The organism is Streptomyces sp. NBC_00273 (assembly GCF_036178145.1).
Classification (GTDB): Bacteria; Actinomycetota; Actinomycetes; order Streptomycetales; family Streptomycetaceae; genus Streptomyces.
The window spans coordinates 3,495,542-3,513,600 of record NZ_CP108067.1 but is presented as its reverse complement, the minus strand read 5'-3'; the positions used below and the strand labels follow the sequence as shown (position 1 = coordinate 3,513,600).

General features: G+C 71.4%; 22 protein-coding genes. 20 read left to right on the top strand and 2 right to left on the bottom strand.

Going from position 1 to position 18,059, the window contains the following annotated elements; genetic code table 11:
- Positions 1–10 precede the first annotated feature (10 nt).
- A complete protein-coding gene (locus tag OG386_RS14675; RefSeq protein WP_328788545.1) occupies positions 11–718 on the bottom strand; it encodes an SAM-dependent methyltransferase in 708 nt (235 codons plus the stop codon).
- A gap of 131 nt (positions 719–849) precedes the next feature.
- Between OG386_RS14675 and proS the strand changes: the two genes are divergently transcribed.
- The 18 genes from proS to OG386_RS14585 all read left to right on the top strand — a co-directional run bounded on the left by proS (position 850) and on the right by OG386_RS14585 (position 15,321).
- The gene (gene proS, locus OG386_RS14670) at positions 850–2,262 is read left to right on the top strand and encodes a proline--tRNA ligase (RefSeq protein WP_266605399.1); all 1,413 of its coding nucleotides are present in this window, start codon (positions 850–852) and stop codon (positions 2,260–2,262) included.
- Between the two features lie 228 nt (positions 2,263–2,490).
- A complete protein-coding gene (locus OG386_RS14665) occupies positions 2,491–3,087 on the top strand; it encodes a hypothetical protein (protein ID WP_030012572.1) in 597 nt (198 codons plus the stop codon).
- Between the two features lie 248 nt (positions 3,088–3,335).
- Positions 3,336–3,773: a 30S ribosomal protein S16 gene (rpsP, locus tag OG386_RS14660; RefSeq protein ID WP_266605403.1), complete on the top strand. Its 438-nt coding sequence runs from the start codon at positions 3,336–3,338 to the stop codon at positions 3,771–3,773.
- Positions 3,774–3,775: 2 nt separating this feature from the next.
- On the top strand, positions 3,776–4,015 hold the full coding sequence (locus tag OG386_RS14655) for an RNA-binding protein (protein ID WP_030011889.1): 240 nt from the start codon (positions 3,776–3,778) through the stop codon (positions 4,013–4,015).
- Between the two features lie 125 nt (positions 4,016–4,140).
- Positions 4,141–4,710: a ribosome maturation factor RimM gene (gene rimM / locus OG386_RS14650; RefSeq protein WP_328788544.1), complete on the top strand. Its 570-nt coding sequence runs from the start codon at positions 4,141–4,143 to the stop codon at positions 4,708–4,710.
- A complete protein-coding gene (gene trmD / locus OG386_RS14645) occupies positions 4,710–5,531 on the top strand; it encodes a tRNA (guanosine(37)-N1)-methyltransferase TrmD (protein WP_328788543.1) in 822 nt (273 codons plus the stop codon). Before rimM ends, trmD begins: the two co-directional genes overlap by 1 nt.
- Before the next feature lie 133 nt (positions 5,532–5,664).
- Positions 5,665–6,015 carry a 50S ribosomal protein L19 gene (gene rplS / locus OG386_RS14640; RefSeq protein ID WP_030011886.1) on the top strand — a complete coding sequence of 117 codons (351 nt, stop codon included), beginning with the start codon at positions 5,665–5,667 and terminating at the stop codon, positions 6,013–6,015.
- A 45-nt stretch (positions 6,016–6,060) separates the two neighbouring features.
- Positions 6,061–6,798, top strand: a complete 738-nt coding sequence (lepB, locus tag OG386_RS14635; RefSeq protein WP_328788542.1) for a signal peptidase I — start codon at positions 6,061–6,063, stop codon at positions 6,796–6,798.
- Complete coding sequence (lepB, locus tag OG386_RS14630) at positions 6,791–7,666, top strand: signal peptidase I (RefSeq protein WP_328788541.1); 876 nt, start codon at positions 6,791–6,793, stop codon at positions 7,664–7,666. The genes lepB (OG386_RS14635) and lepB (OG386_RS14630) overlap by 8 nt, the downstream gene beginning before the upstream one ends.
- 112 nt (positions 7,667–7,778) lie before the next feature.
- Positions 7,779–8,678 (top strand): signal peptidase I, encoded by a 900-nt coding sequence (lepB, locus tag OG386_RS14625; protein WP_328788540.1) that lies wholly within the window; start codon positions 7,779–7,781, stop codon positions 8,676–8,678.
- Positions 8,679–8,721: 43 nt separating this feature from the next.
- Positions 8,722–9,501 (top strand): signal peptidase I, encoded by a 780-nt coding sequence (gene lepB / locus OG386_RS14620; protein ID WP_328788539.1) that lies wholly within the window; start codon positions 8,722–8,724, stop codon positions 9,499–9,501.
- A complete protein-coding gene (locus OG386_RS14615) occupies positions 9,491–9,997 on the top strand; it encodes an NUDIX hydrolase (protein WP_328788538.1) in 507 nt (168 codons plus the stop codon). Before lepB (OG386_RS14620) ends, OG386_RS14615 begins: the two co-directional genes overlap by 11 nt.
- A gap of 55 nt (positions 9,998–10,052) precedes the next feature.
- The gene (locus OG386_RS14610; protein WP_005311352.1) at positions 10,053–10,361 is read left to right on the top strand and encodes a DUF2469 domain-containing protein; all 309 of its coding nucleotides are present in this window, start codon (positions 10,053–10,055) and stop codon (positions 10,359–10,361) included.
- Positions 10,362–10,487: 126 nt separating this feature from the next.
- Entirely contained in the window at positions 10,488–10,859 is a 372-nt protein-coding gene (locus OG386_RS14605) for a YraN family protein (protein ID WP_327383031.1), read from the top strand.
- Positions 10,859–12,493, top strand: a complete 1,635-nt coding sequence (locus OG386_RS14600; protein ID WP_328788537.1) for a YifB family Mg chelatase-like AAA ATPase — start codon at positions 10,859–10,861, stop codon at positions 12,491–12,493. Before OG386_RS14605 ends, OG386_RS14600 begins: the two co-directional genes overlap by 1 nt.
- Positions 12,490–13,665, top strand: coding sequence for a DNA-processing protein DprA (gene dprA, locus OG386_RS14595; RefSeq protein WP_328788536.1), 1,176 nt, complete (start codon positions 12,490–12,492; stop codon positions 13,663–13,665). Before OG386_RS14600 ends, dprA begins: the two co-directional genes overlap by 4 nt.
- A gap of 209 nt (positions 13,666–13,874) precedes the next feature.
- Positions 13,875–14,711, top strand: coding sequence for an RNA polymerase sigma factor WhiG (gene whiG / locus OG386_RS14590; RefSeq protein WP_328788535.1), 837 nt, complete (start codon positions 13,875–13,877; stop codon positions 14,709–14,711).
- A 52-nt stretch (positions 14,712–14,763) separates the two neighbouring features.
- The gene (locus OG386_RS14585) at positions 14,764–15,321 is read left to right on the top strand and encodes a TetR/AcrR family transcriptional regulator (RefSeq protein ID WP_328793256.1); all 558 of its coding nucleotides are present in this window, start codon (positions 14,764–14,766) and stop codon (positions 15,319–15,321) included.
- 33 nt (positions 15,322–15,354) lie between these two features.
- Here OG386_RS14585 and OG386_RS14580 read toward each other — a convergent pair whose 3' ends face one another.
- Positions 15,355–15,822, bottom strand: a complete 468-nt coding sequence (locus OG386_RS14580) for a M23 family metallopeptidase (protein WP_328788534.1) — start codon at positions 15,820–15,822, stop codon at positions 15,355–15,357.
- A 250-nt stretch (positions 15,823–16,072) separates the two neighbouring features.
- On the opposite strand from OG386_RS14580, the gene rpsB reads away from it, so the two are divergent.
- Together rpsB and tsf are read left to right on the top strand one after the other, a co-directional pair.
- Positions 16,073–16,948: a 30S ribosomal protein S2 gene (rpsB, locus tag OG386_RS14575; protein ID WP_266605433.1), complete on the top strand. Its 876-nt coding sequence runs from the start codon at positions 16,073–16,075 to the stop codon at positions 16,946–16,948.
- A 135-nt stretch (positions 16,949–17,083) separates the two neighbouring features.
- Positions 17,084–17,920 (top strand): translation elongation factor Ts, encoded by an 837-nt coding sequence (tsf, locus tag OG386_RS14570; RefSeq protein ID WP_328788533.1) that lies wholly within the window; start codon positions 17,084–17,086, stop codon positions 17,918–17,920.
- Positions 17,921–18,059: the final 139 nt, after the last annotated feature.

The following is an 18,059-nucleotide window of genomic DNA, read 5'->3' as shown; positions in this document are numbered from 1 at the left end:
GGAGCGGCCGTCAGTTCACCCGGGCGATCACGTACCGGAAGATGTTCGGCAGCCACACGGCGCCGTCGGACCGCTCGAACGGGTGAAGCGCCTCGGCCAGTTCCTTCTCCGCCAGCACGGGATCGGCCGCGTCGTCGTCGGCGTCGTCGGTGGCGTCGTAGAGCCCCGTCGACAGCAGTCCGCGCACCGCGCTGTCCACGTCCGCGTACCCGAACGGGCAGAACACCCGCCCGGAACCGTCCGGTCTCAGCCCGGCCCGCTCCACCAGCGCGTCCAGGTCCCGCGGCGCGGGCCCGCCGCCGAGGACCGAGGGCACCGTGCAGCGCTCCGCGGGCCCCCAGTCGGCCAGGACCACCGCCCCTCCGCGGCGGACCGCCGGCAGGGCCGCGGCCAGGGCCGCGGGGGCCGGGGAGAAGGCGAGCAGGGCGTCGTACGGGCGGGGCGGGGCCGGCGGCTCCGGCGGAGCCGCCAGGACCTCCAGCAGCCGCTCGCGGGCCAGCGCCCGCCGGGCCGGATCCGCCTCCACGCCCGTGGCCACGGCTCCCCGCCCGGCCGCCAGCAGCAGGGGCAGCCCGGCCCCGCAGTCCAGATCGAGCAGCCGGTCGCCCGGCCCGACCTCCAGCCGGTCGTAGACCGCCTCGTACAGCGGTACGAGCATCCGTTCCTGGATCTCCGCCCAGTCCCGGGCGACGAGCGTGGCCGTCGGCGTCGGTGTCATCGAAAGAGCGCTCCTGATTCCGTGTCGCCCCCTTGCCCCCGTTGCCAGAGAACTCCCCATTCGCCCCCGCGTCCAGAGGAGCGCGCCACCCGATTCACGCATCGTGTGCCGGGCGCCGTACGATTCGCGGCATGGCAAAGGCACCCGTTCTCACCCCGCAGGCGGAGGATTTCCCCCGCTGGTACCAGGATCTGATCAACAAGGCCGAGCTGGCCGACAACGGTCCGGTCCGAGGCACCATGGTCATCCGACCGTACGGCTACGGCCTGTGGGAGCGGATGCAGCAGGAGATGGACGCGCGCATCAAGGACGCGGGCGCCCAGAACGCGTACTTCCCGCTGTTCATTCCGCAGTCGTACCTGACGAAGGAAGCCGAGCACGTCGAGGGCTTCGCGCCCGAGCTCGCGGTCGTCACGCACGGCGGCGGCAAGGAGCTGGAAGAGCCGGTCGTCGTCCGGCCCACGTCCGAGACGATCATCAACGACTACTTCTCCAAGTGGGTCCAGAGCTACCGCGACCTGCCCCTGCTGATCAACCAGTGGGCCAACGTGGTCCGCTGGGAGATGCGCCCGCGCGTGTTCCTCCGCACGAGCGAGTTCCTCTGGCAGGAGGGCCACACCGCCCACGCCACCTACGAGGACGCCCGCGACTACGCGGCCCGCATCCACACGGACGTCTACGGCGACTTCATGACGAACGTGCTCGGCATCGACGTCGTGCTCGGCCGCAAGACCGCCAAGGAGCGCTTCGCCGGCGCCATCAACACCCTCACCCTCGAGGGCATGATGGGCGACGGCAAGGCCCTGCAGCTGGGCACGAGCCACGAGCTCGGCACCAACTTCGCCAAGGCCTTCAACACCCAGTACCTGTCGAAGGAAGGCAAGCAGGAGCTCGTCTGGCAGACCTCGTGGGGCGTCTCGACCCGCATGGTCGGCGGCCTGATCATGTCCCACGGCGACGACAACGGCCTGCGGGTCCCGCCGCGCCTCGCGCACGTCCAGGTCGTCGTCATGGCGATCAAGGGCGACGAGGCCGTGGCCAAGGTCCGTGAGCTGGGTGCCCAGCTGAAGGCCGCCGGCCTGCGGGTGCAGGTCGACGACCGCGTCGACACCCCCTTCGGCCGCCGCGCCGTGGACTGGGAGCTCAAGGGCGTACCGGTCCGCATCGAGATCGGTCCCCGTGACCTGGAGGCCGGCACCGCGATGCTCGCCCGCCGGATCCCGGGCGGGAAGACCCCCGTGCAGATCGACGCCCTCGCCGACCTGCTGCCCAAGGTGCTGGACGAGGACCAGGCGCAGCTGCTGCGCGAGTCCCGCGAGCGCCGGCTGGCCCGCACGTCCGACGTCACGACGATCGGGGAGGCCGCCGAGGCCGCCGTCGCCGGTGGCTGGGCGCGGATCCCGTGGGCGGACCTCGGTCCGGAGGGCGAGGCGAAGCTGGCCGAGCAGGCCGTCTCCGTGCGCTGCCTGATCGCCGAGGACGGGTCGGTCCCGGAGGCGGACGACGCCCCCGGTACGCTCGCGATCGTCGCGCGCTCGTACTGACCGGGCCGACCGGCCCTCTCGTGCCCCGGCGTGCGGCTCGTGCCGCGCGCCGGGGCCGGTTCGTATCGGCCGACCGGGAGGATGTGGTCGACGTTACGTACCGACTCCTCCTGAGATCGGCGCACCCGTCCTCGTCAGGACGCATCAGAGTGAACTGACTGGTACGTGCAAAAAATTTGGAATGGCCCGGAATCGGAACACCCGGGCACCTCGGCTCGTTGTCACGACGTGAGCACGACACCACCTGTTCTCGCCGCAGAGCTGGCGCAGGCGTGGGCCGATATTCAGCGGTACCACCCCGAGCTGCCTGACCTTGCCGCGCCCGAGTCCCTGATCGGAGAGTCGTCGTCCGCCTGTGGCGCCGAGCTCTCCTTCGAGCGACTGCTGCACGAGGCAGTCCACGGCATCGCCGCCGCCCGCGGTGTCCGCGACACCTCGCGCGCCGGCCGCTACCACAACCGAAGATTCCTCGCGATCGCCGAGGAGATGGGGCTGGACCACTCCGAGGAGCCGCACGCGAGCAGCGGCTTCTCCCTGGTCACGCTCAATCCGGAGGCGAAGCGGCGCTACCGTCCCACCATCGAGCGGCTGCAGCGCGCGCTGAAGGCGCACACGGCCGCCACCGCGGCGGACACCAAGCGCAGCTTCCGCGGACCGGCCGCCCGGCACGGCTCCTCCGGCGGCGGCGTGCGGGTCAAGGCCGTCTGTGACTGCGGGCGCAACGTCCGGGTGGTCCCCTCGGTGCTGGCCCAAGCGCCGATCGTATGCGGTGGCTGCATGAAGCCCTTCCGCATCCCCGACGTGGCCATCGCGGCGGCCTCCTGACCGCCGCCCCCGTCGGCGCCGGGGCCCCCCGCGAGGCGGGCGCCGGGCCACCGCCCCCACCGGGGCGGCCGGTCCTACCCGCCCGGCTGAGCGCGCCGCAGGCGTATGGCACAATGGCTAGCTGTACTCGACAGTCGCATAGGACCCCTCTCTCCTCCGGCTGACGCGTCCATCGGGCACCCGAGTACCGCAACCCCACGTGGCATCTCATGTGCCCAACCACGTCAAGTTCAGGAGACACCACTCCAGTGGCAGTCAAGATCAAGCTCAAGCGCCTCGGCAAGATTCGCCAGCCGCACTACCGCATCGTCGTCGCCGACGCCCGCACCCGCCGGGACGGTCGCGCGATCGAAGAGATCGGTATCTACCACCCGACCTACAACCCGTCGCGCATCGAGGTCAACGCCGAGCGTGCGCAGTACTGGCTGTCCGTCGGCGCCCAGCCCACCGAGGCTGTGCTCGCCATCCTGAAGCTGACCGGTGACTGGCAGGCCCACAAGGGTCTCCCCGCCCCCGCGCCGCTCCTGCAGCCGGCGACGAAGGAGAGCAAGCGTCGCTCCTTCGACGAGTTCGCCAAGGCCCTCGAGGGCATCGGCGAGGGCAAGGGCGAGGCCATCACGCAGAAGAAGAAGGCCGACAAGAAGGCGGACGAGGCTGACGCCGCCGCCGAGTCGACCGAGGCCTGAGCATGCTCGAGGAGGCTCTTGAGCACCTCGTAAAGGGCATTGTGGACAACCCCGACGAAGTGCAGGTCGCCTCGCGCAACCTGCGCCGCGGGCAGGTGCTCGAGGTCCGGGTTCACCCCGACGACCTCGGCAAGGTGATCGGCCGCAACGGCCGCACCGCGCGTGCTCTGCGTACCGTCGTGGGCGCCATCGGCGGCCGGGGGATCCGCGTCGACCTCGTCGACGTGGACCAGGTCCGCTGAGCAGTTGATTCACCGGCACGGGCCGGGGAGGGCGTTGTTCGCCCGCCCCGGCCCGTGTCGTTTCTGCCCCCGGGCAGGAGCGACCATTGATGTGAGCAACCACGCCGCAGTAAGGGAAGAGCACAGTGGAGTTGGTAGTCGCGCGGATCGGCCGCGCCCACGGCATCAAGGGTGAGGTCACCGTCGAGGTGCGCACCGACGAGCCGGAACTGCGACTGAGTCCCGGCGCCGTGCTCAAGACGGAGCCCGCGACGGTGGGACCGCTGACGATCGAGACCGGCCGCGTGCACAGCGGGCGTCTCATGCTCCGCTTCGCGGGCGTCAAGGACCGCACCGGTGCCGAGGCGCTGCGCAACACCCTCCTGATCGCCGAGGTGGACCCCTCCGAGCTGCCGGAGGAGGAGGACGAGTACTACGACCACCAGCTGATGGACCTGGACGTGGTGCTGGCGGACGGCACCGAGATCGGCCGGATCACCGAGATCTCCCACCTGCCCTCGCAGGACCTCTTCATCGTCGAGCGGCCGGACGGCTCCGAGGTGATGATCCCCTTCGTGGAGGAGATCGTCGCCGAGATCGACCTGGAGGAGCAGCGCTGCGTCATCACCCCGCCGCCCGGGCTGATCGACGAGCGTGACGCCGTCATCGTCTCGACCCGGGACGAGGACGCCACGGATTCCGGGGACGACGCCTGATGCGGCTCGACGTCGTCACGATCTTCCCCGAGTACCTGGAGCCGCTGAACGTCTCCCTCGTCGGCAAGGCGCGCGCCCGCGGGCAGCTCGACGTACACGTGCACGACCTGCGGGAGTGGACGTACGACCGGCACAACACGGTGGACGACACCCCGTACGGCGGCGGTCCCGGCATGGTCATGAAGACCGAGCCGTGGGGCGAGGCCCTGGACTCCGCGCTGGCCGACGGCTACGAGGCGGGCGCGCACGGTCCCGTCATGGTCGTCCCCACCCCCAGCGGCCGCCCCTTCACCCAAGAACTGGCCGTCGAACTCTCCGAGCGGCCCTGGCTGATCTTCACGCCGGCCCGGTACGAGGGCATCGACCGCCGGGTCATGGACGAGTACGCCACGCGCATGCCGGTGTACGAGGTCTCCATCGGCGACTACGTCCTGGCGGGCGGCGAGGCCGCCGTGCTGGTGGTCACCGAGGCCGTCGCCCGGCTGCTGCCCGGGGTGCTCGGCAACGCCGAATCGCACCGCGACGACTCCTTCGCGCCGGGCGAGATGGCGAACCTGCTGGAGGGGCCCGTCTACACCAAGCCCCCGGTGTGGCGCGGCCGGGACATCCCCGAGGTCCTGCTCAGCGGACACCACGGGAAGATCGCCCGGTGGCGTCGGGACGAAGCCTTCCGCCGGACCGCGCAGAACCGCCCCGACCTGATCGAGCGCTGCGAGGCCGCCGGCTTCGACAAGAAGGACCGGGAGATCCTCTCCGTCCTGGGCTGGCAGCCGACCGCCGACGGCCGATTTTGGCGCAGGGCCCGGGTCGTGGAAGAATAGGCGGCTGCTGTGTGCTCGCGGGCGCCCCTGCCACAGGGGGACCGTCGTCCGCCGGGTCCCGCAGCTCCCGAATTCTCTACGGAAACCCGCACTGGCGACCTGTGGCGTCATGCGAAGAAAGCAGACGAAGAACATGTCTCACCTGCTCGATGGCGTCAACGCCGCCACGCTCCGCTCGGACGTCCCGGCCTTCCGCCCGGGTGACACGATCAACGTGCACGTCCGCGTGATCGAGGGCAACCGCTCCCGTATCCAGCAGTTCAAGGGCGTAGTCATCCGCCGCCAGGGCGCCGGTGTCTCCGAGACCTTCACCGTGCGCAAGGTCTCCTTCAGCGTCGGCGTGGAGCGTACCTTCCCGGTCCACTCCCCGATCTTCGAGAAGATCGAGCTCGTCACCCGCGGTGACGTTCGCCGTGCCAAGCTGTACTACCTCCGTGAGCTCCGCGGCAAGGCCGCGAAGATCAAGGAGAAGCGCGACCGCTGAGGTCACTCCCGGAGTCCGGGGGCGGCCGGATAGGCTCGCACCCGTATGGACACCGAAGCACCTCACACGCAGCGCGGCCACTCTTCCCCCCTCGAGGGGGACGGGCGGCCGCGTTTTGCGTTCTCTCGTACCTGGCGGACGGCGGGTGGGCGGCCCCTCACCTGGCGCCGCGCCGGAGTGCTCGGTGTGATCTGCACCGTCTTCCTGCTGCTGTTCAGCAATTTCGTGGTCCAGCCCTTCCTGATCCCGAGCCGCTCCATGGAGCCGACGCTCCAGGTCGGGGACCGGGTGCTGGTCAACAAGCTGGCCTACCGCTTCGGCGGACAGCCGCAGCGCGGGGACGTGGTGGTGTTCGACGGCACGGGCTCGTTCGTGCGCGAACGCCCCGACGGCCATCCGGTGGGCGCCGTGCTGCACGGCGCGGCCTCGGCGCTCGGGCTGGCCGAGCCGTCCGACACCGACTTCGTGAAGCGGGTCGTGGGGGTCGGCGGCGACGACGTGGTGTGCTGCGACGCCGCAGGGCGGGTGTCGGTCAACGGCGTGCCGCTGGAGGAGCCGTACCTCCATCCGGGCGACGCACCCTCGACGGTGCCCTTCCGGATCGTCGTACCGCTTGGGACCCTCTGGGTCATGGGTGATCATCGTTCCCAGTCCCGGGACTCCCGGGACCACCTGGGGGAACCGGGCGGGGGGATGGTGCCAGTGGAGAACGTGATCGGGCGGGCCGACTGGATCGGTTGGCCGCTCTCGCGCTGGGACGGCGTCGGCGGCAGCCATGGGTAGCCGAGGGCGGAAGAAGGGCGGATGGGACTCGGACTTCGAGCCCGAACCCGAGCCGGAGCCCACCCCGGCTCCGCTGGTGGGGGGCCGGCTGGAAGGCGGCCGGGCCGAACGGCGCCGAACGGCACGCAAGGTGCGCCGGCGCCGTCGCACGCGCCGGGCCGGCGAGGTGCCGCTGCTGGTGGTCGTGGCGCTCTGCATCGCCCTGCTCCTGAAGACCTTCCTGGTGCAGGCGTTCTTCATTCCGTCGGGCTCGATGGAGCAGACGATCCGGATCGGCGACCGCGTCCTGGTGGACAAGCTGACGCCGTGGTTCGGCTCCGAGATCGAGCGCGGCGACGTCGTCGTGTTCAAGGACCCCGGCGGCTGGCTCAAGGGCGAGGCGGCCCGTCCCCCCAAGGACCCGATCGTCGTCAAGCAGATCAAGCAGGCACTGACCTTCATCGGCCTGCTGCCCTCGGCCGACGAGCAGGACCTGATCAAGCGGGTCATCGGCGTCGGCGGGGACACCGTCAAGTGCTGTGACGGTCAGGGCCGGATCACCGTCAACGGATCGCCCCTCGATGAGCCGTACGTGAACCCGGGCAACACTCCTTCGGACATCACCTTCGACGTGCAGGTGCCGGAGGGCCGGCTCTTCGTGATGGGCGATCACCGCGCGAACTCGTCCGATTCCCGGTTCCACCTCGACGAAGGCTTCCAGGGCACCATCCCCGAGAGCGGGGTGGTCGGGCAGGCCGTCGTGATCGCCTGGCCCTACGGGCACTGGGCCAAGTTCGAGCAGCCGGCGACCTTCCGAATGGTGCCCGATCAGGCGCGGCGCGAGGGGCGCGGCCGACGACGGCGCCGTCGGGGCGCACCATTCGCATAGTGTGTCCTCGGTCTCCCGCGCCTTAGGGAACTCCCGCTCGTTAAGGGAGGGGAGGGCCCGTGCCGCGTTGGGCGCGGGCGGCAATCGCGAGTGAGGAGTGGATGTGGGGGACGTGGCGGTAGGCGCACGGTCCGGACGCGACGAAGGCGAGGAGCGGCCGGACGACGCCGTCGAGCGCGAGGCCGAGGAGGACGGCGATGCCAAGGAGCATGCGCACCGGTCCTTCTGGAAGGAGCTCCCGCTCCTCATCGGCATCGCCCTGCTGCTGGCCCTGCTGATCAAGACGTTTCTGCTCCAGGCGTTCTCGATCCCGTCGGCCTCGATGCAGAACACCCTGCAGATGGGTGACCGGGTGCTGGTGGACAAGCTGACCCCGTGGTTCGGCTCCGAGCCGGAGCGCGGCGAGGTCGTCGTCTTCCACGACCCCGCGGACTGGCTGTCGGGGCAGCCCACTCCCGAGCCGAACATCTTCCAGCAGGTGCTCAGCAAGATCGGCCTGATGCCGGACGCCTCCGAGAAGGACCTGATCAAGCGGGTCATCGCGATCGGCGGGGACACGGTCGAGTGCAAGAAGGGGGGACCGGTCGTCGTCAACGGCAAGGAGCTGGACGAGCCGTACATCTACCCCGGCGACACCCCCTGCGACGACGCCCCGTTCGGCCCGATCACCGTGCCCAAGGGCAAGATCTGGGTCATGGGTGACCACCGGCAGAACTCCGAGGACTCCCGCTACCACCAGCAGGACTCCACCAAGGGCTTCGTCCCGGTGGACAAGGTCGTCGGGCGGGCCGTGGTGGTCGCGTGGCCGGTCACCCGCTGGGCCACCCTGCCGGTCCCGGACACCTTCGACCAGCCGGGCATCGGCAACCAGGCCGCGGCGACCGCGCTCGGCCTCGGGGCCGCCGGGCTCGCCCCCGTCGGGCTCGGCCCGGCCGCGCTGGGGCTCGTGGGAGCCGTCCCGCTCGTCATGTGGCGCAGGCAGAAGCTGACCAGGGGCCGTACCGGCGGGTAGGGTGCCGCCCAGGTCGACGATCCCGGAGTGTGGGGGCGCTGCAATGGGCGGAACACAAGCAATACGTGGCAAGGATGGCCGCGGCGGTCTCGGCAATGTGCTGTCGGGAATCGCCGTGGCCATCGGCTTTGCGCTCTTCCTGGGCGGCTTCGCGTGGGGGGCGGTCGTCTACCGGCCCTACATGGTCCCCACGGACTCGATGATGCCCACGGTGAAGCCCGGGGACCGGGTGCTGGCGCAGCGCATCGACGGCGCCGACGTGCACCGCGGGGACGTGGTCATCTTCACCGATTCCCTGTGGAGCGATTCGCCCATGGTCAAGCGGGTCGTCGGCATCGGCGGCGACGTCGTGAAGTGCTGCGGCGCGGCAGGCGAGCTGACGGTCAACGGCACCCCGCTGGACGAGCCGTACGCCGACACCACCAAGCCGGAGACCGGCCTGGCCATGCCGCCCGGACAGGCCGCGCCCACCGCGACCCCCTTCGAGGTGGCGGTCCCCGAGGGCAACCTCTTCCTGCTGGGCGACCGGCGGGCCGCCTCCCTGGACTCCCGGGCCCACCTGCAGGAGGCAGGGCAGGGGTCCGTGCCCCGTTCGGCCGTCAGTGCCCGCGTCGACGCCCTGGCCTGGCCCTCCGTGACGATGCTGGAGCGGCCGGCCACGTACGCCGCCCTGCCCGGCGGGATCTCGCGGCCCGGGCCGCTGCGCCTCCAGGTGGTGACGGTGCTGGCCGGTGCGGTCCTGGTGGCGCTGGGGGCCTCGTACGGGCCGGTCGCCCGGGTCCTCGCCCGCGGCCGGCGACAGGAGCGGGCCGGTGTCCGCTGACCCGGCGGCCGGGCACGGCCGCCGGAAGGTGTCGCGGGTGATCCTGCTGGACCCGGCGGACCGGATCCTGCTGCTGCACGGCTTCGAACCCGCCGACCCCTCCGACGACTGGTGGTTCACCCCCGGCGGCGGACTGGAGGGGACCGAGAGCCGGGAGCAGGCCGCACTGCGCGAGCTGGCGGAGGAGACCGGGATCACGGAGGTGGAGCTGGGTCCGGTGCTGTGGCACCGCTACTGCTCCTTCCCCTTCGACGGGCGGCGCTGGGAACAGGACGAGTGGTACTTCCTCGCCCGGACCGCCCAGACCGAGACCGAGATGGGCGGCCTCACCGAGCTGGAGCGGCGCAGCGTCACCGGAGCCAGGTGGTGGACCTCCGAGGAACTTCTCGCGGCCCGTGAGACGGTGTACCCGACCAGACTCGCCGAGCTGCTCCGTACGCTGCTCGACGACGGTCCTCCGGGTGAGCCGGTGGTCCTGGCCCCGGAAATCGTTTAGGGGCGCAGGGGCCTGGCGCACAATAGGGGGACGCACGGCTGAAGGGGAACATGCCATGAGTGCCGAGGACCTCGAAAAGTACGAGACCGAGATGGAGCTGAAGCTCTATCGGGAGTACCGCGACGTCGTCGGGCTGTTCAAGTATGTGATCGAGACGGAACGCCGTTTCTACCTCACGAACGACTACGAGATGCAGGTGCATTCGGTCCAGGGGGAGGTGTTCTTCGAGGTCTCCATGGCCGACGCCTGGGTCTGGGACATGTACCGGCCGGCCCGCTTCGTGAAGCAGGTGCGGGTGCTGACCTTCAAGGACGTGAACATCGAGGAGCTCAACAAGAGCGATCTCGAGCTGCCCGGCAGCTGAGGGCCGGCACCGGCCGAGCCGCCTCACCCGCAAGGGTGAGGCGGTTCTCCACAACGGCCGGACCGTCCACCAAGATCCACACGGTGGGCGGGGGTGCGGGACCGTCGGTGCCGGAGGTGGTGCCGGATGAACGCGAAGGGCGTGGCACAGCAGGCATTGGGGCGGTACGGCGAGGAACTCGCGGCCCGGCGGCTGACCGAGGCCGGGATGACCGTGATCGCGCGGAACTGGCGGTGCCGCGGCGGCGAGATCGACATCGTCGCCCGGGACGGGGACGCCCTCGTCGTCTGCGAGGTCAAGACCCGCCGGGCGGGCGAGTTCGAGCATCCGATGGCCGCCGTGCGGCCCGCCAAGGCCGAGCGCTTGCGCACCCTCGCCGGGCGCTGGCTCGCCGACCACGGCGGACCACCCCCGGGCGGGGTGCGCATCGACCTCGTCGGGGTCCTGGTGCCGCGGCGCGGCGCCCCCCTGGTGGAACACGCCAAGGGGGTGGCCTGATGGGGTTCGCGCGAGCCTGCTCGGTGGCCCTTGTCGGCGTCGACGGCGTGGTGGTCGAGGTACAGGCCGACCTGGAGCCCGGCGTGGCGGCCTTCACCCTGGTCGGGTTGCCGGACAAGACCCTGGTCGAGAGCCGGGACCGGGTGCGGGCGGCCGTGGTCAACTCGGGAGCGGCCTGGCCGCAGAAGAAGCTCACGGTCGGGCTGAGCCCGGCCTCCGTACCGAAATCCGGCGCCGGCTTCGACCTGGCCGTCGCGGCGGCCGTGCTCGGGGCCGCCGAGGTGGTCGACCCGGGCGCGATCGCCGACCTCGTCCTGATCGGGGAACTGGGGCTGGACGGCCGCGTGCGCCCGGTCCGCGGGATCCTCCCGGCGGTCCTCGCAGCGGCGGAGGCCGGCTACCGGCAGGTGGTGGTGCCGCAGCAGTGCGCGGCCGAGGCCGCGCTCGTACCGGACGTCTCGGTCCTCGGCGTTCGCAGCCTGCGCCAGCTCATCGCGGTCCTGACCGGCGGTGAGGTCCCCGAGGAGGAGCCGGGCGACCCGCCCGGCAGGCCGGACCCGATACTGGCCGGACTGCTCGTCCCCGGGGCGGAACTGGGTACGGGCCTCGCCCGGGGCCGGCCCGGCCGGGAGGACGGCACGGACTTCCCCGACCTCGCCGACGTGGCGGGGCAGCACACGGCGCGCCGCGCCCTGGAGGTGGCGGCCGCCGGAGGGCACCACCTCTTCCTCAGCGGACCGCCCGGAGCGGGCAAGACCATGCTCGCCGAGCGGCTGCCCTGGCTCCTGCCGCCGCTCACCCGTCAGGATTCCGTGGAGGTCACGGCCGTCCACTCGGTCGCGGGAATCCTCCCGCCCGGCGAACCGCTGGTCGCCCGGCCGCCCTACTGCGCGCCGCACCATTCGGCGACCATGCAGTCGCTGGTGGGCGGCGGGACCGGGATCCCCAGGCCCGGGGCGGTCTCCCTGGCCCACCGGGGCGTGCTCTTCCTGGACGAGGCCGCGGAGTTCCACAGCCGGGCGCTGGACGCGCTGCGGCAGCCCCTCGAATCGGGGCACGTGGTCATCGCCCGCGCCGCCGGAGTGGTAAGGCTGCCCGCCCGGTTCCTGATGGTGCTCGCCGCCAACCCGTGCCCGTGCGGGCGCCACACCCTGCACGGAGCCGGCTGCGAATGCCCGCCTTCGGTGATCCGCCGTTACCAGGCGCGGCTGTCGGGGCCGTTGCTCGACCGGGTCGACCTGCGGGTGGAGGTCGAGCCGGTGACCCGCTGCGACCTGCTGGGGCAGGGCGGCCGCGGGGAATCCACCGCGGTGGTCGTCGACCGGGTGCGTCAGGCCCGGGAGCGTGCCGCGGCCCGGCTCGCCGACACGCCGTGGCGGCTCAACTCCGAGGTGCCCGGGCAGCAACTGCGCACCCGGTGGCAGGCCGGGCCCGGCGCCCTGGCTCCCGCCGAGCGCGACCTGGAACGCGGGCTGCTCACCGCGCGCGGGCTGGACCGGGTGCTGCGGGTCGCCTGGACGGTGGCCGACCTGCGGGGGCGGGAGAGGCCCGAGGCGCTGGACGTGGCCGTGGCGCTGGAGCTGCGGACCGGGATCGCCCGCGGGGCGATGTCGCTGCCGGGGGCCGGGACATGACCGGCTCCGAGGACGCGGAACTGCTGGCGCGGGCGGCGCTCACCCGGGTGCTGGAGCCCGGCGACGCGCACGGCGGGCGGTGGCTGCGGGAGTTCGGCGCGGTCCGGCTGATGCAGCTGCTGACCGCCCCCGGGACGGAGCCTGACACCCTGTCCGGGGTGGGGCCCGAGCGGCTCGCCGGGTACCGCAGACGGGCCGAGCTGGCCGAACCCGAGCGGGACCTGGCGGATGTCGCCGAGGCCGGAGGCCGGTTCGTCCACCCGGGATCGGCCCAGTGGCCGACCCAGCTCGACGACCTGGGCGACGAGCGGCCCGTCGGACTGTGGCTGCGGGGCCGGCCGAACCTCCGCACCTGGGCGCTGCGTTCGGTCTCCGTGGTCGGGGCCCGTGCCTGCACCCCGTACGGCGCACACATGGCCCAGGTCCTGGCCGCCGGACTCGCCGAGCGGGGCTGGGTCGTGGTGTCCGGCGCCGCGTTCGGGATCGACGGCGCCGCCCACCGGGGGGCCCTCGCCTCGGGCGGCGCGACCGCGGCGGTGCTGGCCTGCGGGGTGGACGTCGCCTACCCGCGCGGACACGCCGGGCTGCTCGGCCGGATCGCCGGGCAGGGGCTGATCATCGGGGAGCTGCCACCGGGTAGCCATCCGACGCCCAGCCGGTTCGTCCTGCGCAACCGGGTCATCGCCGCCCTCACCCGGGGCACGGTCGTCGTGGAGGCAGCACACCGCAGCGGCTCCCTGGTCACGGCCCGGCGGGCGCAGCGCCTGGGACGGTTCACCATGGGCGTCCCCGGGCCCGCCACCAGCGGGCTCTCCGCCGGGGTGCACGAACTGCTGCGGGGCGAGGCCGTGGTCGTCACCGACGCGGCCGAGGTGGTCGAGCTGGTCGGGGCCATGGGCGAGCTGGCTCCCGAGCGGCGCGGCCCGGTGCTCGCCCGGGACCTGCTGGACCCGGATGCCACCCGTGTGCTCGAAGCGCTGCCCGCCGGCCGTCCGGCGGACGTGGCCGAGGTGGCACTTGCCTCCGGCACCGGCGTCGATGAAGTCATCGGCAGACTGTACGAACTTCACTCTCTGGGGTTCGTCGAACGGCAGGGCGACGGCTGGCAGTTGAGCAGACAAACGGCTGGAGGAGGCACACAAACCGGAGCCGCCCGGCGAGGCGGTCGTTGACCTGGGGCGTTCCGGTGAAAGAGTGAAAGCGATGAGAGACGCGGTCTTCCCGGTGGCGGTCGCCGGGACCGAGCGCCAGGCGCCGGTCCCGGGGCGCCCGCGCGAGTTCGGGCGCCTCCCGGCCCCCGCGCCATCCCGTACTCTTCGCGCACCGCGACAATCTCGTCACGCTACGCTCCCAAGGAATCCGGCTCCGGCAAAGGCGAAGCATGCCCCAGCACACCTCAGGGTCCGACCGCGCTGCGGTGCCCCCCGCTGCCCGTGGCAGCGTGCGGTCCACCGCGCCCTCGTCCCTGGAGGTGCTGTGGCGCTCGTACAAGGAGTCGGGTGACGAGCGGCTGCGGGAGCAGCTGATCTTGCACTACTCGCCCCTGGTGAAGTACGTGGCGGGCCGCGTCAGCGTGGGCCTGCCGCCCAACGTGGAGCAGGCCGACTTCGTCTCCTCCGGGGTCTTCGGGCTGATCGACGCCATCGAGAAGTTCGACGTCGACCGGTCGATCAAGTTCGAGACGTACGCGATCACCCGGATCCGCGGCGCGATGATCGACGAGCTGCGGGCGCTGGACTGGATCCCGCGCTCGGTCCGGCAGAAGGCGCGCGCCGTGGAACGGGCCTACGCCACGCTGGAGGCCCAACTGCGGCGCACCCCGACGGAGAGCGAGGTCGCCGGGGAGATGGGGATCGGTGTGGAGGACCTCCACACCGTCTTCAGCCAGTTGTCGCTGGCCAACGTGGTCGCCCTGGAAGAGCTGCTGCACGTCGGAGGGGAGGGCGGCGACCGCCTCTCGCTGATGGACACCTTGGAGGACACCGCCGCCGACAACCCGGTGGCGGTGGCCGAGGACCGCGAGCTGCGGCGCCTGTTGGCGCGGGCCATCAACACGCTGCCCGAGCGGGAGAAGACCGTGGTGACCCTCTACTACTACGAGGGCCTCACGCTGGCCGAGATCGGCAATGTCCTCGGCGTCACCGAGAGCCGGGTCAGCCAGATCCACACCAAGTCCGTTTTGCAGTTGCGCGCAAAGTTGGCAGATGTGGGGAGGTGAGCTTGCACTACCTCCGTAGAGTGGACGCGTGCCCAGGATTCGAGCGGCCTCCGTGGCCGAGCACCGGTCGATGCAGCGCGGCGCCCTCTTGGACGCTGCGCGTTCTCTGCTGTCCGAAGGTGGGACGGAGGCGCTGACCTTCCCCGCCCTCGCGGAGCGGACCGGGCTCGCCCGTTCCTCCGTGTACGAGTACTTCCGCTCCCGTGCCGCCGTGGTCGAAGAACTGTGCGCCGTGGACTTCCCCGTGTGGGCCGCCGAGATCGAAGCGGCGATGGAGCAGGCGGAGTCTCCGGAGGCGAAGATCGAGGCCTACGTGCGCAGCCAGTTGGGGCTGGTGGGCGACCGGCGGCACCGGGCGGTCGTGGCCATCTCGGCCAGCGAACTGGACGCGGGGGCCCGCGAGAAGATCCGCGCGGCCCACGGCGGACTGGTGGCGATGATCGTCGAGGCGCTGGGCGGCCTGGGGCACGCCGAGCCGCGACTGGCCGCCATGCTGTTGCAGGGGGTCGTCGATGCTGCTGTGCGGCGGATCGAGCTCGGCGCGGCGGAGGATCCGGCCGTCGTGACGGAGGCCGCCGTCGCCATGGCCCTGCGGGGCGTCCGGGGCTGAGGCCCCGCGGGCTGCGCCCCGCGGCCCCGTACCTCAATCGTCGGCGGGGTGCCCGGCCGGTAGGAGACGTGGTGTCGGGCGCGGGAGGAGGGTGAGCGGGTTGAGGTACACCTCGCCCGCCAGGAGGCCCCAGTGCAGGCATGACGCCGGGCAGTGCGAGCCGTCCGTCAAAACCGCCACCACCTGGCCCGCCACGACCTGCTCGCCCTCCGTGACCAGGGGTCGGACCGGCTCGTAGGTGGTGCGCAGCCCGTTCGGCAGGGCCAGCGAGAGCACGCCGCGCCCGGCGACGGGTCCGGCGTGGTGGACCCGGCCGGCCGCGACCGCCCGGAGCTCCGCGCCCACCGGCGCGGACAGGTCCACACCGCGGTGACCGGCCGCGTAGGGGGTCGGCGGCGGGTCCCACCAGCGGGCCACCGACAGGGGAGCGGGCAGCGGACGGACCCCGGGAAGGGTCGCCTGGGCCAGGGCCAGGAGCAGGCTGAGCAGCAAGGTCGTCATGGAACCCAGCGTCCCGCGCACGCCCGGGCAGCCGCCCCGTCCTGTGGACGGCCGCGGCACTGTGGACAACGGCGTCACCCGGCATACCGCCGGGTCCCGTACACTTCTTGTGGCGATCCGGGTCACCGGGTCGACTTCGCACGCCCCGGCGCCAGGCTGAAACAGCCAGGTGACAGCGTCTCTCGGTCCCTCATGGGGGCAGGGCGCGGTGGGGCGTCAGGAACCAAACCGAGAAACCAAGGAGATGGCCATGGCCGTCGTCACGATGCGGGAGCTGCTGGAAAGCGGCGTCCACTTCGGTCACCAGACCCGCCGTTGGAACCCGAAGATGAAGCGCTTCATCTTCACGGAGCGCAACGGCATCTACATCATCGACCTGCTGCAGTCGCTGTCGTACATCGACCGCGCCTACGAGTTCGTGAAGGAGACCGTCGCGCACGGTGGCTCCATCATGTTCGTCGGTACCAAGAAGCAGGCCCAGGAGGCCATCGCCGAGCAGGCGACGCGCGTTGGTATGCCGTACGTCAACCAGCGCTGGCTGGGTGGCATGCTCACCAACTTCTCCACCGTCTACAAGCGCCTTCAGCGTCTGAAGGAGCTTGAGGCGATCGACTTCGAGGACGTCGCCGCCTCGGGTCTCACCAAGAAGGAGCTCCTGGTCCTCTCCCGCGAGAAGACCAAGCTGGAGAAGACCCTCGGTGGTATCCGCGAGATGTCGAAGGTTCCCAGCGCCGTCTGGATCGTCGACACCAAGAAGGAGCACATCGCCGTCGGTGAGGCGCGCAAGCTCCACATCCCGGTCGTCGCGATCCTCGACACCAACTGCGACCCCGACGAGGTCGACTACAAGATCCCGGGCAACGACGACGCGATCCGTTCCGTCACCCTGCTCACCCGCGTGATCGCCGACGCCGTCGCCGAGGGCCTCATCGCCCGCTCCGGCGCTGCGACCGGTGACTCGAAGCCGGGCGAGAAGGCCGCCGCCGAGCCGCTCGCCGAGTGGGAGCGCGACCTGCTCGAGGGCGAGAAGAAGGCCGACGACGCCGAGGCCGCCCCGGCCGAGGCCGCTGCCGCCCCGGCCGCCGAGGCTGTCGAGGCCCCGGCCGCCGACGCCGAGCAGGCCTGACCCACTGAGAGCGCCCGGCGTTCACGCGCCGGGCACTCACAGCACGGACGATGACGGCGGGGGAGCCGCGCCACAAGCGCGGCGCCTCCGCCGTTCACCCGTAGATCTACGACTTCGAGAGAGAATCACAGACTCATGGCGAACTACACCGCCGCTGACGTCAAGAAGCTCCGCGAGCTCACCGGCGCCGGCATGCTGGACTGCAAGAACGCGCTCGTGGACGCCGACGGTGACGTCGACAAGGCCCAGGAAGCCCTCCGCATCAAGGGTCAGAAGGGCGTCGCCAAGCGCGAGGGCCGTTCTGCCGAGAACGGCGCCGTCGTCTCCCTCATCGCCGACGACAACACCTCCGGTGTCATCGTCGAGCTGAAGTGCGAGACCGACTTCGTCGCCAAGGGCGAGAAGTTCCTGGCCGTCGCCAACGAGCTGGCCGCGCACGTCGCCGCCACCTCCCCGGCCGACATCGAGGCGCTGCTCGCGTCCGAGATCAAGCCGGGCCAGACCGTCACCGCCTTCGTCGACGAGGCCAACGCCAACCTCGGCGAGAAGATCGTCCTGGACCGCTTCGCGCAGTTCAGCGGCGGCTACGTGGCTGCGTACATGCACCGCACGATGCCCGACCTGCCGTTCCAGATCGGCGTCCTGGTCGAGCTCGACAAGGAGAACGCCGAGGTCGCCCGCGGCGTCGCGCAGCACATCGCCGCGTTCGCCCCGCAGTGGCTGTCCGCCGAGGACGTCCCGGCCGAGAAGGTCGAGTCCGAGCGGCGCATCGCCGAAGAGGTCACCCGCCAGGAGGGCAAGCCCGAGGCTGCGATCGCGAAGATCGTCGAGGGTCGCGTCAACGGCTTCTTCAAGGACGCCACGCTGCTCGGCCAGGCCTACGCGCTGGACAACAAGAAGTCCGTCCAGAAGGTTCTGGACGAGGCCGGTGTCACCCTGGTGCGCTTCTCGCGCATCAAGGTCGGCATCTGAGTCCGTCCGTACGCGACGGACACCGGACCCCGGTAGGGTCTGAGGCAGTCGTCCGCGCTCGCGCGAGGCGACCGCAGATCTGACGAGGAGGCCATTGCCGTAGAGGGAACCGCAAGGACCCACCGGCAATGGCCTTCTT

Excerpts from the sequence above, each read along its gene's own strand:
- OG386_RS14675 (WP_328788545.1), bottom strand. The coding sequence starts at position 718 with ATGACACCGACGCCGACGGCCACGCTCGTCGCCCGGGACTGGGCGGAG.
- proS (WP_266605399.1), top strand. The coding sequence starts at position 850 with ATGGCAAAGGCACCCGTTCTCACCCCGCAGGCGGAGGATTTCCCCCGC.
- OG386_RS14655 (WP_030011889.1), top strand. The coding sequence starts at position 3,776 with ATGCTCGAGGAGGCTCTTGAGCACCTCGTAAAGGGCATTGTGGACAAC.
- trmD (WP_328788543.1), top strand. The coding sequence starts at position 4,710 with ATGCGGCTCGACGTCGTCACGATCTTCCCCGAGTACCTGGAGCCGCTG.
- rplS (WP_030011886.1), top strand. The coding sequence starts at position 5,665 with ATGTCTCACCTGCTCGATGGCGTCAACGCCGCCACGCTCCGCTCGGAC.
- lepB (WP_328788542.1), top strand. The coding sequence starts at position 6,061 with ATGGACACCGAAGCACCTCACACGCAGCGCGGCCACTCTTCCCCCCTC.
- lepB (WP_328788541.1), top strand. The coding sequence starts at position 6,791 with ATGGGTAGCCGAGGGCGGAAGAAGGGCGGATGGGACTCGGACTTCGAG.
- lepB (WP_328788539.1), top strand. The coding sequence starts at position 8,722 with ATGGGCGGAACACAAGCAATACGTGGCAAGGATGGCCGCGGCGGTCTC.
- OG386_RS14610 (WP_005311352.1), top strand. The coding sequence starts at position 10,053 with ATGAGTGCCGAGGACCTCGAAAAGTACGAGACCGAGATGGAGCTGAAG.
- OG386_RS14605 (WP_327383031.1), top strand. The coding sequence starts at position 10,488 with ATGAACGCGAAGGGCGTGGCACAGCAGGCATTGGGGCGGTACGGCGAG.
- OG386_RS14600 (WP_328788537.1), top strand. The coding sequence starts at position 10,859 with ATGGGGTTCGCGCGAGCCTGCTCGGTGGCCCTTGTCGGCGTCGACGGC.
- dprA (WP_328788536.1), top strand. The coding sequence starts at position 12,490 with ATGACCGGCTCCGAGGACGCGGAACTGCTGGCGCGGGCGGCGCTCACC.
- whiG (WP_328788535.1), top strand. The coding sequence starts at position 13,875 with ATGCCCCAGCACACCTCAGGGTCCGACCGCGCTGCGGTGCCCCCCGCT.
- OG386_RS14580 (WP_328788534.1), bottom strand. The coding sequence starts at position 15,822 with ATGACGACCTTGCTGCTCAGCCTGCTCCTGGCCCTGGCCCAGGCGACC.
- rpsB (WP_266605433.1), top strand. The coding sequence starts at position 16,073 with ATGGCCGTCGTCACGATGCGGGAGCTGCTGGAAAGCGGCGTCCACTTC.
- tsf (WP_328788533.1), top strand. The coding sequence starts at position 17,084 with ATGGCGAACTACACCGCCGCTGACGTCAAGAAGCTCCGCGAGCTCACC.